The following is a 15,152-nucleotide window of genomic DNA, read 5'->3' on the forward strand; positions in this document are numbered from 1 at the left end:
GTTTAATATTCGTAAATGATCTAGATGTCTAGTTATTTATTCTTTTTATGAATGCCAAATCCCGAGCTACAGTTGAGGTCTCCAACAACTCATCAGGAGCAGCACCATGAGCCTCAGACTCGGCGATATCGCCCCCGATTTCGAACAGGACTCCAGCGCCGGCAAGATTCGTTTCCACGAATGGCTGGGCAATAGCTGGGGCGTGCTGTTTTCCCATCCGGCGGACTTCACCCCGGTGTGCACCACCGAGCTGGGCTTCACCGCCAAGCTCAAGGATGAGTTCACTAAACGTGGCGTGAAAGCCATCGCGCTGTCGGTCGATCCGGTGGATTCGCACCACAAGTGGATCGAAGACATCAACGAAACCCAGAACACTATCGTCAACTTCCCGATCCTGGCCGATGCCGATCGCAAGGTGTCCGATCTTTACGACCTGATCCACCCGAACGCCAGCGATACCCTGACCGTGCGCTCGCTGTTCGTGATTGATCCGAACAAGAAGATCCGCCTGACCATTACCTACCCGGCGAGCACCGGGCGCAACTTCCACGAAATCCTGCGGGTGATCGACTCGCTGCAACTCACCGACAACTACAAGGTGGCCACCCCGGCCAACTGGCAGGACGGTGAGGAGGTGGTGATCGTGCCGTCGCTCAAGGACGAAGACGAAATCAAGCAACGCTTTCCGAAGGGCTACCGCGCGGTGAAGCCGTACCTGCGCCTGACGCCACAGCCGAACAAATAACCTTCCTCGGATCGTTCCCGGGTTCTGCGTGGGGGCGATCAGCAAAAACCACGATGCAGGGTTTCAGGCCGTTTTCACGGCCTGTTTTTTTGCCCGGAGAAAAGTGAAACGTATATCTCCATAAAGAATAACCAAATGAATAAATATGATTTATGGATATATGAATCAGCTGATAAGGTCACTCTCATTGAAGCGAGATCGCAACCCGCGAATCGCCGGTAATGCTCAAGGAATCGTCTGAATGCTGGTCGTCTCACTCGGTGGCAGTCCCAGTCAACGCTCCCGTTCCGGGGTGTTGCTGGAGCGCTCGCAACGCTGGTTGCAGCAGCAAGGGGTGGAAGTGGTGAGTTATCAGGTGCGGGACTTCCCGGCCGAAGACTTGCTCCACGCCCGCTTCGACAGTCCGAAGGTGCTCGACCTGCTGCAACAGATTGAAAACGCCGATGGCCTGCTGATCGCCACCCCGGTCTACAAGGCGTCGTTCTCCGGCGCACTGAAGACCGTGCTGGATCTGCTGCCGGAACGCGCCCTGAACCACAAGATTGTCCTGCCGATGGCAACGGGCGGCAGCATCGCCCACATGCTGGTGGTCGATTACGCCCTCAAGCCTGTGCTGTCGGCCTTGAAGGCCCAGGAAATGCTGCAAGGGATTTTTGCCGAGGACAGCCAGATCGCCTACGGCGAAGGCAGTGCAGCGGCGCAGTTGGCGCCGGCCCTGGAACAGCGGCTGCATGAAGCGCTGGACCAGTTTGTCAGCGCCATGGCCCGCCGGCCGAAACCGCTGGAACCTGGATTGTTGAATGAACGTTTGTTGAGTGCTCGCTGGAGCATTTGAGCCACATCGAAACTTGAAGTACTGGCCTTACTCGCCCGCCAACGGGCAAGCAGGTGCAGCCAAAACCCAACAGCAAAAAGGAGAGCGCTATGCGCACTGTATTTTTGCGTCGTGGTCTGGTCGCTCTGTTTGCTGCGGCTGTCACCTTCGGCGCCATCACTCAAGCCCAGGCCGAGACGCTTCGGATCGGTTATCAAAAGTACGGCACGCTGGTGCTGCTCAAAGCCAAGGGAACCCTGGAAAAACGCCTCGCCGCCCAAGGCGTCGACGTGCAATGGACTGAATTCCCCGGCGGCCCGCAACTGCTGGAAGGCCTGAACGTCGGCTCGATCGACTTCGGCGTCACCGGCGAAACCCCGCCGGTCTTCGCCCAGGCGGCCGGTGCCGATCTGCTCTATGTCGCTTACGAGCCACCCGCGCCGAACAGCGAAGCGATCCTCGTGCCGAAAGACTCGCCGATCAAATCGGTGGCGGATCTCAAGGGCAAGAAAGTCGCCCTGAACAAAGGCTCCAACGTCCACTACCAGCTGGTGCGTGCGCTCGAAGACGCCGGCCTCAAGTACACCGACATTCAAACCGTATTCCTGCCACCGGCCGATGCCCGCGCCGCGTTCGAGCGTGGCAGCGTCGACGCCTGGGTCATCTGGGACCCGTACCAGGCCGCCGCCGAGCAACAACTGCAAGCGCACACCCTGCGTGACGGCAAAGGCATTGTCGACAACCACCAGTTCTACCTGGCGACCAAACCCTACGCACAGAAAAATCCCGAGGTGATCAAGACCCTCGTGGAAGAAGTGCGCGCCGTCGGTGAGTGGTCCAAGGCCAATCCGCAAGACGTGACCCAGCAGGTCGCGCCGCTGCTCGGCCTGCCGGCAGACATCACCCTGACCTCGGTGAAACGCCAGGGCTACGGCGCGTTGTTCCTGACCCCGGAAGTGGTCGCCGCGCAACAGAAAATCGCCGACACCTTCTACCAGCTCAAGCTGATTCCCAAGCCGTTGAGCATCAAGGACGTGATCTGGACCCCACCGGCCGCTGTGGCCCAAAGCTCGGTTACCCAAGCCCAGTAAATCGAATCCCCAAGGAGACCACTCCATGAGCCTCAACATCTTCTGGTTCCTGCCTACCCACGGCGACGGCCATTACCTTGGCACCGCCGAAGGCGCCCGCGCCGTCGACCACGGCTATCTGCAACAGGTCGCGCAAGCGGCGGATCGACTGGGCTTCGGCGGCGTGCTGATTCCCACCGGCCGCTCCTGCGAGGATTCGTGGCTGGTGGCGGCATCGCTGATTCCGGTGACCCAGCGCCTGAAGTTTCTGGTCGCCCTGCGCCCCGGGATCATTTCCCCGACGGTGGCAGCGCGCCAGGCCGCGACCCTGGATCGTCTGTCCGGCGGTCGTGCGCTGTTCAACCTGGTGACCGGTGGCGATCCGGAGGAGTTGGCCGGCGATGGGCTGTTCCTTGATCACGAAGCACGTTATCAGGCCTCGGTGGAATTCACCCGGATCTGGCGTCGGGTGCTGGAAGGCGAAACCGTGGATTACGACGGCGAGCACATCAGCGTGAAGGGCGCCAAATTGCTCTATCCGCCGATCCAGCAACCGCGTCCGCCGTTGTATTTCGGTGGCTCGTCGGAAGCGGCGCAGGATCTCGCCGCCGAACAAGTGGAAATGGTCCTGACCTGGGGCGAGCCGCCAGCAGCGGTGGCCGAGAAGATTGAACAGGTTCGCGCCAAAGCGGCCAGGCTCGGCCGCACCGTACGCTTCGGTATTCGCCTGCATGTAATCGTGCGGGAAACCAACGCCGAAGCCTGGCAGGCGGCGGATCGCCTGATCTCGCATCTGGACGACGACACCATCAAACGCGCCCAGGCTTCGCTGGCGCGGTTCGATTCGGTCGGCCAACGGCGCATGGCCGCGCTGCACGGTGGCAGCCGTGACAACCTCGAAGTCAGCCCTAACCTGTGGGCCGGCGTCGGTCTGGTGCGCGGCGGTGCCGGGACGGCGCTGGTGGGCGACGGCCCGACCGTGGCCGCACGGGTGAAGGAATACGCGGCACTGGGTATCGATACCTTCATCTTCTCCGGTTATCCACACCTCGAAGAGTCGTATCGGGTTGCTGAACTGCTGTTCCCGCACCTCGATGTCGAACGTCCGGAGCTGCCGAAGAGCGCCGGTTACGTCAGCCCGTTCGGCGAGATGGTGGCCAACGACATTCTTCCCAAAGCCGCGTCCCAGAGCTGAGGCGCTGCCATGAAGAAATTTATCCACAGCCTCGCGCCCTGGGCGTTGCCGGTGTTGTTGCTGGCGGTGTGGCAGTTGTCGGTGTCGGCCGGTTGGCTGTCGACGCGGATTCTGCCCGCACCGGTGGCGGTGATCGAAGCCGGCGTGAGCCTGGTGCGCAGCGGCGAAATCTGGACGCACCTGGCAATCAGCGGCTGGCGCGCCGCGCTGGGCTTCACCATCGGCGGCAGCATCGGCCTGGCGCTGGGCTTCATCACCGGCCTGTCGAAGTGGGGCGAGCGCCTGCTCGACAGCTCGGTGCAGATGATCCGCAACGTGCCGCACCTGGCGCTGATTCCGCTGGTGATCCTGTGGTTCGGCATCGACGAGTCGGCGAAGATTTTTCTGGTGGCGTTGGGCACTTTGTTCCCGATCTATCTCAACACTTATCACGGCATCCGCAATGTCGATCCGGCGCTGGTGGAGATGGCGCGCAGTTATGGCCTGTCCGGTTTCAGCCTGTTCTGGCAGGTGATTCTGCCGGGTGCGCTGCCTTCGATTCTGGTCGGCGTGCGCTTCGCCCTGGGCTTCATGTGGCTGACGCTGATCGTGGCGGAAACCATCTCCGCCAGCTCCGGTATCGGTTACCTGGCGATGAATGCCCGGGAGTTCCTGCAGACCGACGTGGTGGTGCTGGCGATTCTGCTCTACGCGGTGCTCGGCAAACTGGCCGACCTCGCTGCCCGTGGACTTGAACGTGTGTGGTTGCGCTGGCATCCGGCGTATCAGGTTGCGAAAGGAGGTGCGGCATGACGGCTCAACAACCTCCACGTCTGCTGCGCGGGATTCCGCTGGTGGTGCGCAACCTGCAGAAGACCTTCGGCGCGCGGCAGGTGTTGCGTGACATCGACCTGCACATTCCGGCGGGGCAGTTCGTCGCTGTGGTCGGGCGCAGCGGATGCGGCAAGAGCACGTTGCTGCGCCTGCTCGCCGGCCTTGATCAACCCACCGGCGGCGATTTGCTCGCAGGTGCCGCACCGCTCAGCGATGCCCGGGAAGACACCCGGCTGATGTTCCAGGAAGCACGGCTGCTGCCGTGGAAAAAGATCATCGACAACGTCGGTCTTGGCCTCAAGGGCAACTGGCGTCCGCAAGCTCTGGAAGCGCTGGATGCGGTCGGTCTGGCGGATCGCGCCAATGAATGGCCGGCGGCGCTGTCCGGCGGGCAGAAGCAGCGTGTGGCTCTGGCCCGGGCGTTGATCCATCAACCGCGTCTGCTGTTGCTCGACGAGCCGCTGGGCGCACTGGACGCGCTGACCCGGATCGAGATGCAGCAACTGATCGAACGTCTCTGGCAACAGCATGGTTTCACCGTGTTGCTGGTGACCCACGATGTCAGCGAAGCGGTGGCGATTGCCGACCGGGTGATTCTGATCGAGGACGGCGAAGTCGGTCTCGACCTGCAAGTGGAGCTGCCGCGCCCTCGGGTCCGTGGCTCCCATCGACTGGCCGCGCTGGAAACCGAAGTGCTCAACCGAGTGTTGTCCCTGCCCGGCGAGCCGCCGGCGCCGGAACCCGTTTCACCCTTGCCTACGCAATTGCGTTGGGCTCAATAACTCAAGCAAACGACAGGAATCAATGCCATGACTATCAAAGCCATCAACGTACGCAACCAGTTCAAAGGCGCAATCAAGGAGATCGTTCTCGGCGACGTGCTGTCGGAAATCGACGTGCAGACCGCTTCCGGTATCGTCACTTCGGTGATCACCACCCGTTCGGTCAAGGAGCTGGAACTGGAGGTCGGCAGCGAAGTGATCGCCTTCGTGAAATCCACCGAGGTGTCCATCGCCAAGTTGTAAGCCTGTGAGTAAAAAACAACCCCGGAGGGTGTGAGCCCTTCGGGGTTTTTTGTGACTATCGTGCGGTGCTAAAGAGCCCGCTTGGGCAGATAGGGCGGCAGATACAACCCGATGTAGGCATCGAACACGCGCATCCCTTCCTCGGCCATGCGCGGGGTGATCTGCCCGTGCTGCTGCACCGAGCGGGCGTAGACGCGGTCGCCCAGTTCCATGGCCAGCGCGAACACGTCCACGTCATCCGGTAGCTTGGGCAGTTCGAAGTGATGGTCGAACAGCTTGTGCATCAGGTCGCCCAGTTCGAGGTCGTGCTGGCGGTCGGCCTGGGTGACTTCGGTCAGGCCGTGCTGCGCGAGGATCAGTTGGCGGGCGGCGGCGTCTTCGTCGTAGATCTCCAGCATCCGTTGCTCGACCAGCCGGGACAGGTCACGCCAGTCGCGCAGGGCGTCGTGATCGATCGGTGCTTGCAGGCAGGCACGGAAGGCGGCGTGGACATCTGCCGTCAGACCTTCGAGCAACGCCGGGACGCTGGCGAAGAAATGGTAGACCGAGGAGGGCGGGATCTGCGCCCGTTCGGCGACGCTGTAGACCGACAGGCTCGCCACGCCCTCGGCGGCCAGCAGCGTACGCGCGGCGTCGAGTATCGAATCGATCCGCGCCTGACTGCGGGCACGGGGTTTGCGGACGGGGGCGGGACGCGTCATGAAAGTCTCCTGCGGGGCAGCGGGCATTGTACGCAGAGCTTGAATCTCTGCCACAGAGGCCAATAAAAAAACGCCGCAGGCTGGGAAGCCAACGGCGTTTTCATGTGCTGCAGTCCGCTTAAACGGTGTGCAGATACCAGTTGTACTCAAGGTCGGAGATGGAGTGTTCGAACTCCTCCAGCTCGCTTTCCTTACAGGCGACGAAGATATCGATGTACTTCGGATCGATGTACTTGGCCATCACCTCGCTGTCGTCCAGCTCGCGCAGGGCATCGCGCAAGTTGTTCGGCAGGCTCTGCTCGTTCTGCTCGTAGCTGTTGCCTTCGGTCGGGGCCGGTGGCTCGATCTTGTTGGTCAGGCCGTGATGCACGCCCGCCAGTACCGAAGCCATCAGCAGGTACGGGTTGGCGTCGGCGCCGGCAACGCGATGTTCCAGGCGGACCGCATCGGCGGAGCCGGTCGGTACGCGCAGGGCCACGGTGCGGTTGTCCAGGCCCCAGCTCGGCGAGTTCGGCACATAGAACTGTGCGCCGAAACGACGGTAGGAGTTGACGTTGGGGCAGAGGAAAGCCATCTGCGCGGGCAGGGTCTCGAGCACACCGCCGATCGCGTGACGCAGCGCGGCGTTCTGCTCGGGATCCTCGCTGGCAAAAATGTTTTTGCCATCTTTGTCGAGAACCGAAATGTGCACATGCAGACCGTTGCCTGCCTGGCCAGGGTAAGGCTTGGCCATGAAAGTGGTGTCCATTTCATGGTCGTAGGCGATGTTCTTGATCAGACGCTTGAGCAGGACCGCGTAGTCGCAGGCCTTGATCGGGTCGGCGACGTGGTGCAGGTTCACTTCGAACTGCGCCGGGGCACTTTCCTTGACGATGGCGTCGGCCGGGATGCCTTGCTCTTTCGCACCTTCCAGAATGTCCTGGAGGCAGTCGACGTATTCGTCGAGGTCGTCGATCAGGTAAACCTGGGTCGAATGCGGGCGTTTGCCGGAGATCGGCGAGCGTGGCGGCTGAGGGCGGCCGTTCACGTTTTCCTGGTCGATCAGGTAGAACTCGAGTTCGAATGCGGCGCAGATGGTCAAGCCCAGCTCGTCAAACTTTGCAACAACTTGACGGAGCACTTCGCGCGGGTCAGCGAAGAAAGGGTCACCTTCGAGTTCGTGCATGGTCATCAGCAGCTGCGCGGTAGGACGCTTTTGCCATGGCTCGTTGCACAGGGTATCGGGGATTGGATAGCAGATCCGGTCGGCGTCGCCGATGTCCAGGCCCAGGCCGGTGCTTTCCACCGTCGAACCATTGATATCCAGAGCAAATAGAGAGGCCGGCAGGTTGATGCCTTTCTCGTAAACCTTGTGGAGGCTGGTGCGTTCGATGCGCTTGCCGCGCACCACACCATTCATATCCGCAATCAGAAGGTCAACGTACAGAACCTCAGGATGTTCCTTAAGGAACGCGTTCGCTTCGTTAAGCTGAACGGCACGCGGGGGTACCGACATGATGCAACACCTTTGTTGTTAAAAATATCAATCATTGATCTTTTCTGGTTTCAGTCAACCCGAACGGCATGCCGAAGTCAAGCGAGGCCTTTTTTGCCCCGAAAAAGCGCCGCGAGGGCATTTATGGGGCACTTTGGGGCATTTTTTTATCCGTGAAAGACGCGCCACCCGCAGGCTTGAGCAGGCCGTGTTGTATTTTTTACGGGGGTGTTGTGTAAAAAAATGAACAAGGCTAAGCTCGGGTCAAACCCATAACAGCAATAATACCGGGGTGCTTCATGTCTCGCCTGCCGTTAATCGGCGTCACCGACTGCTCCGTGCAGTGCGGTCTGCATGCTTATCACATCAGTGGCGACACGTCCGTCCGCAGCGCAGCCGAAAGCCAGGCTCGCATTCTGCCAGCGATCTCTTTGTCCATGGCGGATCAGGCGCCGGCGTCCGATATTCTGGACGCGGGGAAGGGCATCCTCTTCAGCGGTTCTCCTTTCAATATAGATCTCTTTCCTGCTCCCGGCCTGCACCGCGCCCGTCGCCGTGCCCGTGATTCTGCACACCCTGTATGTGCACAGGAAATGCAACGCCAGCGTAAAGGGCAGGTAAGCTCCTCCTTCATTGTCGATGCGCGGTGCCAGGCGTAAGCCGGTACTGCGCGCAAACAAGCCCCCTTTAACGCGACGCCCCGTGCGTCAAACCTGCCTGACACGTGTCAGGAGACTCAGCCCAGAGGCATTTATGAGCAACAACCTCGACCAGCTCACCGATTGGTTGAAAGACCACAAGATCACAGAAGTCGAATGCATGATCGGCGACTTGACCGGCATCACCCGGGGCAAGATCTCGCCGACCAACAAGTTCATCGCCGAAAAAGGCATGCGCCTGCCGGAAAGCGTTCTGTTGCAGACCGTGACCGGCGACTACGTCGAAGACGACATCTATTACGAACTGCTCGACCCGGCCGACATCGACATGATCTGCCGCCCCGACCAGAACGCCGTGTACCTGGTGCCATGGGCCATCGAGCCGACCGCCCAGGTGATCCACGACACCTACGACAAGCAAGGCAACCCGATCGAGCTGTCGCCGCGCAACGTCCTCAAGAAAGTCCTGAAACTCTATGCCGACAAGGGCTGGCAGCCGATCGTGGCGCCGGAAATGGAGTTCTACCTGACCAAGCGCAGCGACGACCCCGACTATCCGTTGCAGCCGCCGGTCGGCCGTTCCGGGCGTCCGGAAATCGGTCGCCAGTCGTTCTCCATCGAAGCGGCGAACGAATTCGATCCGCTGTTCGAAGACGTCTACGACTGGTGCGAACTGCAGGAGCTGGACCTCGACACGCTGATCCACGAGGACGGCACAGCGCAGATGGAAATCAACTTCCGTCACGGCGATGCCCTGTCCCTGGCCGACCAGATTCTGGTGTTCAAACGCACCATGCGTGAGGCCGCCCTCAAGCACAACGTGGCCGCGACCTTCATGGCCAAGCCGATGACCGGCGAGCCCGGCAGCGCGATGCACCTGCACCAGAGCATCATCGACATCGAAACCGGCAAGAACGTGTTCTCCAATGACGACGGCACCATGAGCCAGCTGTTCCTGCACCACATCGGTGGCCTGCAGAAGCTGATCCCGGAGCTGCTGCCGCTGTTCGCACCGAACGTCAACTCGTTCCGCCGCTTCCTGCCGGACACCTCCGCGCCAGTAAACGTGGAGTGGGGTGAAGAAAACCGCACCGTGGGCCTGCGCGTCCCGGATGCCGGCCCGCAGAACCGCCGGGTGGAAAACCGCCTGCCGGGCGCCGACGCCAACCCGTACCTGGCAATCGCCGCGAGCCTGCTCTGCGGCTACATCGGCATGGTCGAAGGCATCAATCCGAGCGCGCCGGTGGTGGGCCGTGGTTACGAGCGCCGCAACCTGCGTCTGCCACTGACCATCGAAGATGCGCTGGAGCGTATGGAAAACAGCGCAACCATCGAGAAATACCTGGGCAAGACCTTCATCACCGGCTACGTCGCGGTCAAGCGGGCCGAGCATGAAAACTTCAAGCGCGTGATCAGTTCCTGGGAGCGTGAGTACCTGCTCTTCGCCGTCTGATACGCCGGGCGCGGTGGCCAGCCGCCGCGCCTTCACCGATAACAAGGAGAATTGGCATGACCAGCAACAACCCGCAAACCCGTGAGTGGCAAGCCCTCAGCAGCGAGCACCACCTGGCCCCGTTCAGCGACTTCAAACAGCTGAAAGAAAAGGGTCCGCGGATCATCACCAACGCCAAGGGCGTGTACCTGTGGGACAGCGAGGGCAACAAGATCCTCGATGGCATGGCGGGTCTGTGGTGTGTGGCGATCGGTTATGGCCGCGATGAGCTGGCGGATGCTGCCGCGAAGCAGATGCGCGAACTGCCTTACTACAACCTGTTCTTCCAGACCGCGCACCCGCCGGCACTGGAACTGGCCAAGGCCATCGCCGACGTGGCGCCGGAAGGCATGAACCACGTGTTCTTCACCGGTTCCGGCTCCGAAGGCAACGACACCATGCTGCGCATGGTTCGTCACTATTGGGCGATCAAGGGCCAGCCGAACAAGAAAGTCATCATCAGCCGCAAGAACGGTTATCACGGCTCCACTGTGGCCGGCGCGAGCCTGGGCGGCATGACCTACATGCACGAGCAGGGCGACCTGCCGATTCCGGGCATCGTCCACATCGCCCAGCCGTACTGGTTCGCCGAAGGCGGCGACATGACCCCGGAAGAGTTCGGGATCTGGGCGGCCAATCAGCTGGAAGAAAAGATTCTCGAAGTCGGCGTCGACAACGTCGGTGCCTTCATTGCCGAGCCGATCCAGGGCGCCGGCGGCGTGATCATTCCGCCAGACACCTACTGGCCGCGCATCAAGGAAATCCTCGCCAAGTACGACATCCTGTTTGTGGCGGACGAAGTGATCTGCGGTTTCGGCCGTACCGGCGAATGGTTCGGCAGCGATTTCTACGATCTCAAGCCGCACATGATGACCATCGCCAAAGGCCTGACGTCCGGCTACATCCCGATGGGTGGCCTGATCGTGCGCGACGAAGTGGTGGCGGTGCTCAACGAGGGCGGCGATTTCAACCACGGCTTCACCTACTCCGGTCACCCGGTGGCGGCGGCGGTGGGTCTGGAAAACATCCGGATCCTGCGCGACGAAAAAATTATCGGAAACGCGCACAACGAAACGGCACCGTATTTGCAGAAACGTCTGCGCGAACTGAACGATCACCCGTTGGTGGGGGAAGTACGCGGAGTCGGTCTGCTGGGGGCCATCGAGCTGGTGCAGGACAAGGCCACTCGCAAGCGCTACGAAGGCAAGGGTGTGGGCATGATCTGCCGCCAGTTCTGCTTCGACAACGGACTGATCATGCGCGCCGTGGGCGACACCATGATCATTGCGCCGCCGCTGGTGATCAGCAAGGCGGAGATCGATGAACTGGTGACCAAGGCCCGCAAGTGCCTGGACCTGACCCTCAGTGCATTGCAGGGCTAAGTGCTAGGCTCTGAGCGATGGAGCTGTTGCGCTGTCGCTCGGAGCAGTTGGAAAGGCTGGTCTTTTCTTGAAAGACCGCCTCGTATCTTGCCAGACTAGCCGCGGTTCCAGTTGTCCGGGTTCGGCCGCTGAACAAAGTGGTTCAAAAAAGAAAAATTTGGAGCATGACGCATGAAGGCATTAGGTAAAAAGCTTGCTGGCAAGACTCTTCTGGCCCTGTCCGTCGCGGGCATGATGGCGGGCGCGGTTCACGCGGACGACAAAGTGCTGCACGTCTACAACTGGTCCGACTACATCGCTCCGGACACCATCGCGAACTTCGAGAAAGAGTCGGGGATCAAGGTCGTCTACGACGTATTCGATTCCAACGAAACCCTGGAAGCCAAGCTGCTGGCGGGCAAGTCCGGCTACGACGTGGTCGTGCCGTCCAACAACTTCCTGGCCAAGCAGATCAAGGCCGGTGTGTACCAGGAACTGGATCGCTCCAAGCTGCCTAACTGGAAGAACCTGAACCAGGACCTGCTCAAGGCCGTGTCGGTCAGCGACCCGGACAACAAGCACGCCTTCCCGTACATGTGGGGTTCAATCGGCATCGGCTACAACCCGGAGAAGGTCAAGGCTGCGCTGGGCGTCGACAAGATCGATTCCTGGGACGTGCTGCTGAAGCCGGAAAACATCGCCAAGCTCAAGGGCTGCGGCGTGAGCTTCCTCGATTCGCCAACCGAAATGCTGCCGGTCGCGCTGCACTACCTGGGCCTGCCAACCGACTCCCAAAAGAAAGAAGACATCAAGAAAGCCGAGGACCTGTTCCTCAAGATTCGTCCTTCGATCACCTACTTCCACTCCTCCAAGTACATCTCGGACCTGGCCAACGGCAACATCTGCGTAGCGGTCGGCTACTCGGGTGACGTGCAGCAGGCCAAGTCCCGTGCCGCCGAGGCCGGTGACAAGGTGAAAGTCAGCTACGCCATTCCGAAGGAAGGCGCTGGCAGCTTCTTCGACATGGTCGCCATTCCGAAGGATGCCGAAAACGTTGAAGGCGCCTACAAGTTCATGACCTTTCTGCAGAAGCCTGAAGTCATGGCCGGCATCACCAACGCCGTACGTTTCCCGAACGGTAACGCTGCTGCAACACCACTGGTAGAGAAAGACATCACCAGCGATCCAGGCATCTACCCGCCAGCCGACGTGCAGGCCAAGCTGTATGCCATCGCCGATCTGCCGGCGGCAACCCAGCGTGAAATGACGCGCAGCTGGACCAAGATCAAATCCGGCAAATAAGCCGGTTTGAAGCCGCAACCGCTGGCCGTCGCCTTCATCCGGGCGGCCAGCGGTGCAATTAAATGACAGAAAGTTTTGCTGGAACGGTTTTTCGAGGGTAAGTTGCGCGCCGGTTTTGTTGCCGGGCAACCGTGACTGTCATGCAGCGCGGGGCAACTTGGGCCCAACTAAATTAGAGGACCTCCACTTGCCTATTTTTTCTTCTTTGCGCAATGCCCTGCTGGCCGCTGCCGGCCTGACGTTCGCTGTCGGTGCCCAAGCCGCCGGTACTGTGCATATTTATAACTGGTCGGATTACATCGGCGAGACCACCCTGGCCGATTTCCAGAAAGAAACCGGGATCAAACCGGTCTACGACGTGTTCGATTCCAACGAGACCCTGGAAGGCAAACTGCTCGCCGGGCGTACCGGTTACGACGTGGTCGTGCCGTCGAACCACTTCCTCGGCAAGCAGATCAAGGCGGGCGCGTTCCAGAAGCTCGACAAGGCGCAACTGACGAACTACGCCAATCTCGACCCGGTGCTGCTCAAGCGCCTGGAACAGAACGACCCGGGCAACCAGTACGCCGTGCCGTACCTGTGGGGCACCAACGGCATCGGCTACAACGTCGACAAAGTGAAGGCCGTGCTCGGCGTCGACAAGATCGATTCCTGGAGCGTGCTGTTCGAACCCGAGAACATCAAGAAACTGCACAGCTGCGGCGTGGCGTTCCTCGATTCGGCCGATGAAATGATGCCGACCGTGCTCAACTACATGGGCCTGAACGCCAACAGCACCGATCCCAAGGATTACGAGAAGGCCACGGCCAAGTTGCTGGCGGTGCGTCCTTACGTGACCTACTTCCACTCCTCGAAATACATCGGCGACCTGGCCAACGGCGACATCTGCGTGGCCATCGGTTTCTCCGGCGACATCTTCCAGGCCAAGCACCGTGCCGAAGAAGCCAAGAAGGGCGTCAACATCGCCTACGCCATTCCGAAAGAGGGCGGCGCGCTCTGGTTCGACATGCTGGCGATTCCGAAGGATTCGGCCAACGTCAAAGAGGCCCACGCCTTCATCAACTATTTGCTGAAACCTGAGGTGATCGCCCAGGTCAGTGATTACGTCGGTTACGCCAACCCCAACCCGGGTTCGGACAAGCTGATGGAGCAGTCCATCCGCACCGACGAAGCGGTTTATCCACCGCAGGCCGTCCTCGACAAGACCTATGTGTCGATCGAGTTGCCACCGAATATTCAGCGTTTGATGACCCGCAGCTGGACCAAGGTCAAGTCGGGTAAATAACGCGCAAACCATCCTGGGTTCGTCTTGCGTGGGCGAACTGCACTCTTTTTTTTCTGGGAGTTTCGTAAATGGCAGTTGCCTCCGGCGCCTATAAGAAAGCCCTCGAGGGCGACCAGACACCGAAACAGGTGCTGGTTAAAATCGACCGGGTCACGAAGAAGTTCGACGAGACGGTTGCCGTGGACGATGTGTCCCTGGAAATCAAGAAGGGCGAGATCTTCGCCCTGCTCGGCGGTTCGGGATCGGGCAAATCCACTCTGCTGCGGATGCTGGCAGGGTTCGAACGGCCCACGGAGGGGCGCATTTTCCTCGACGGCGTCGACATCACCGACATGCCGCCGTACGAGCGACCGATCAACATGATGTTCCAGTCGTACGCCCTGTTCCCGCACATGACCGTGGCGCAGAACATCGCCTTCGGCCTCAAGCAGGACAAGATCCCGGCAGCCGAGATCGACGCCCGCGTGGCCGAGATGCTCAAGCTGGTGCAGATGAGCCAGTACGCCAAGCGCAAGCCGCACCAGTTGTCCGGCGGCCAGCGTCAGCGTGTGGCGCTGGCGCGTTCGCTGGCCAAGCGGCCGAAGCTGTTGCTGCTCGACGAGCCGATGGGCGCACTGGACAAGAAACTGCGTTCGCAGATGCAGCTGGAACTGGTGGAAATCATCGAGCGCGTGGGTGTGACCTGCGTGATGGTGACCCACGACCAGGAAGAGGCCATGACCATGGCCGAACGCATCGCGATCATGCACCTGGGCTGGATCGCCCAGATCGGCAGCCCGATCGACATCTACGAAACCCCGACCAGCCGTCTGGTCTGCGAATTCATCGGTAACGTGAACATCTTCGAAGGCGAAGTGATCGACGACGCCGAAGGCCACGCGACCATCACCTGCAAGGACCTCGACCGGCAGATTTACGTCGGCCACGGCATCAGCACCTCGGTGCAGGACAAGTCCGTGACCTACGCGATCCGTCCGGAGAAACTGCTGGTCACCGCCGAAATGCCGACCTGCGAGTACAACTGGTCCAGCGGCAAGGTGCACGACATCGCCTACCTCGGCGGGCACTCGGTGTTCTACGTCGAACTGCCGAGCGGCAAGCTGGTGCAGTCGTTCGTGGCCAACGCCGAACGCCGTGGCGCACGTCCGACCTGGGGCGATCAGGTCTACGTGTACTGGGAAGATGACAGCGGCGTGGTACTTCGCTCATGAACATG

At 60.6% G+C, this 15,152-nt stretch carries 15 protein-coding genes; 13 read left to right on the forward strand and 2 right to left on the reverse strand.

Annotated elements, in window-relative coordinates; translation table 11 throughout:
• The first annotated feature begins 106 nt into the window (after positions 1-106).
• The 7 genes from ACKLNA_RS09410 (at position 107) to ACKLNA_RS09440 (ending at position 5,662) form a co-directional block, all read left to right on the forward strand.
• The gene (locus ACKLNA_RS09410; protein ID WP_085708987.1) at positions 107-745 is read left to right on the forward strand and encodes a peroxiredoxin; all 639 of its coding nucleotides are present in this window, start codon (positions 107-109) and stop codon (positions 743-745) included.
• A gap of 241 nt (positions 746-986) precedes the next feature.
• A complete protein-coding gene (ssuE, locus tag ACKLNA_RS09415) occupies positions 987-1,580 on the forward strand; it encodes an NADPH-dependent FMN reductase (RefSeq protein WP_085731495.1) in 594 nt (197 codons plus the stop codon).
• Between the two features lie 89 nt (positions 1,581-1,669).
• Entirely contained in the window at positions 1,670-2,650 is a 981-nt protein-coding gene (locus ACKLNA_RS09420) for a sulfonate ABC transporter substrate-binding protein (protein ID WP_408985704.1), read from the forward strand.
• Positions 2,651-2,675: 25 nt separating this feature from the next.
• The gene (gene ssuD, locus ACKLNA_RS09425; protein WP_408985705.1) at positions 2,676-3,824 is read left to right on the forward strand and encodes an FMNH2-dependent alkanesulfonate monooxygenase; all 1,149 of its coding nucleotides are present in this window, start codon (positions 2,676-2,678) and stop codon (positions 3,822-3,824) included.
• Between the two features lie 9 nt (positions 3,825-3,833).
• Positions 3,834-4,616, forward strand: a complete 783-nt coding sequence (gene ssuC / locus ACKLNA_RS09430) for an aliphatic sulfonate ABC transporter permease SsuC (RefSeq protein ID WP_248739888.1) — start codon at positions 3,834-3,836, stop codon at positions 4,614-4,616.
• Complete coding sequence (ssuB, locus tag ACKLNA_RS09435; protein ID WP_085708992.1) at positions 4,613-5,419, forward strand: aliphatic sulfonates ABC transporter ATP-binding protein; 807 nt, start codon at positions 4,613-4,615, stop codon at positions 5,417-5,419. Before ssuC ends, ssuB begins: the two co-directional genes overlap by 4 nt.
• Before the next feature lie 27 nt (positions 5,420-5,446).
• On the forward strand, positions 5,447-5,662 hold the full coding sequence (locus ACKLNA_RS09440) for a molybdopterin-binding protein (protein ID WP_007953520.1): 216 nt from the start codon (positions 5,447-5,449) through the stop codon (positions 5,660-5,662).
• Positions 5,663-5,730: 68 nt separating this feature from the next.
• Here ACKLNA_RS09440 and ACKLNA_RS09445 read toward each other — a convergent pair whose 3' ends face one another.
• The gene (locus ACKLNA_RS09445; RefSeq protein WP_119429287.1) at positions 5,731-6,363 is read right to left on the reverse strand and encodes a TetR/AcrR family transcriptional regulator; all 633 of its coding nucleotides are present in this window, start codon (positions 6,361-6,363) and stop codon (positions 5,731-5,733) included.
• Positions 6,364-6,481: 118 nt separating this feature from the next.
• Positions 6,482-7,858: a glutamine synthetase family protein gene (locus tag ACKLNA_RS09450; protein WP_085581012.1), complete on the reverse strand. Its 1,377-nt coding sequence runs from the start codon at positions 7,856-7,858 to the stop codon at positions 6,482-6,484.
• 278 nt (positions 7,859-8,136) lie between these two features.
• Here ACKLNA_RS09450 and ACKLNA_RS09455 point away from each other — a divergent pair, with 278 nt between their 5' ends.
• The 6 genes from ACKLNA_RS09455 to ACKLNA_RS09480 all read left to right on the forward strand — a co-directional run bounded on the left by ACKLNA_RS09455 (position 8,137) and on the right by ACKLNA_RS09480 (position 15,147).
• Positions 8,137-8,496 (forward strand): glutamine amidotransferase, encoded by a 360-nt coding sequence (locus ACKLNA_RS09455; RefSeq protein ID WP_408985706.1) that lies wholly within the window; start codon positions 8,137-8,139, stop codon positions 8,494-8,496.
• A 94-nt stretch (positions 8,497-8,590) separates the two neighbouring features.
• Positions 8,591-9,949, forward strand: a complete 1,359-nt coding sequence (locus ACKLNA_RS09460; RefSeq protein ID WP_011336448.1) for a glutamine synthetase family protein — start codon at positions 8,591-8,593, stop codon at positions 9,947-9,949.
• 56 nt (positions 9,950-10,005) lie between these two features.
• Positions 10,006-11,370, forward strand: a complete 1,365-nt coding sequence (locus ACKLNA_RS09465) for an aspartate aminotransferase family protein (RefSeq protein WP_408985707.1) — start codon at positions 10,006-10,008, stop codon at positions 11,368-11,370.
• 171 nt (positions 11,371-11,541) lie between these two features.
• The gene (locus tag ACKLNA_RS09470; protein WP_085708996.1) at positions 11,542-12,651 is read left to right on the forward strand and encodes a polyamine ABC transporter substrate-binding protein; all 1,110 of its coding nucleotides are present in this window, start codon (positions 11,542-11,544) and stop codon (positions 12,649-12,651) included.
• Positions 12,652-12,838: 187 nt separating this feature from the next.
• A complete protein-coding gene (locus ACKLNA_RS09475) occupies positions 12,839-13,936 on the forward strand; it encodes a polyamine ABC transporter substrate-binding protein (protein WP_085708997.1) in 1,098 nt (365 codons plus the stop codon).
• Between the two features lie 68 nt (positions 13,937-14,004).
• Complete coding sequence (locus ACKLNA_RS09480) at positions 14,005-15,147, forward strand: ABC transporter ATP-binding protein (RefSeq protein WP_085708998.1); 1,143 nt, start codon at positions 14,005-14,007, stop codon at positions 15,145-15,147.
• The last annotated feature ends 5 nt before the right edge of the window (positions 15,148-15,152 follow it).

It is taken from the genome of Pseudomonas sp. UV AK001 (genome assembly GCF_046097675.1).
GTDB lineage: Bacteria > Pseudomonadota > Gammaproteobacteria > Pseudomonadales > Pseudomonadaceae > Aquipseudomonas > Aquipseudomonas kribbensis.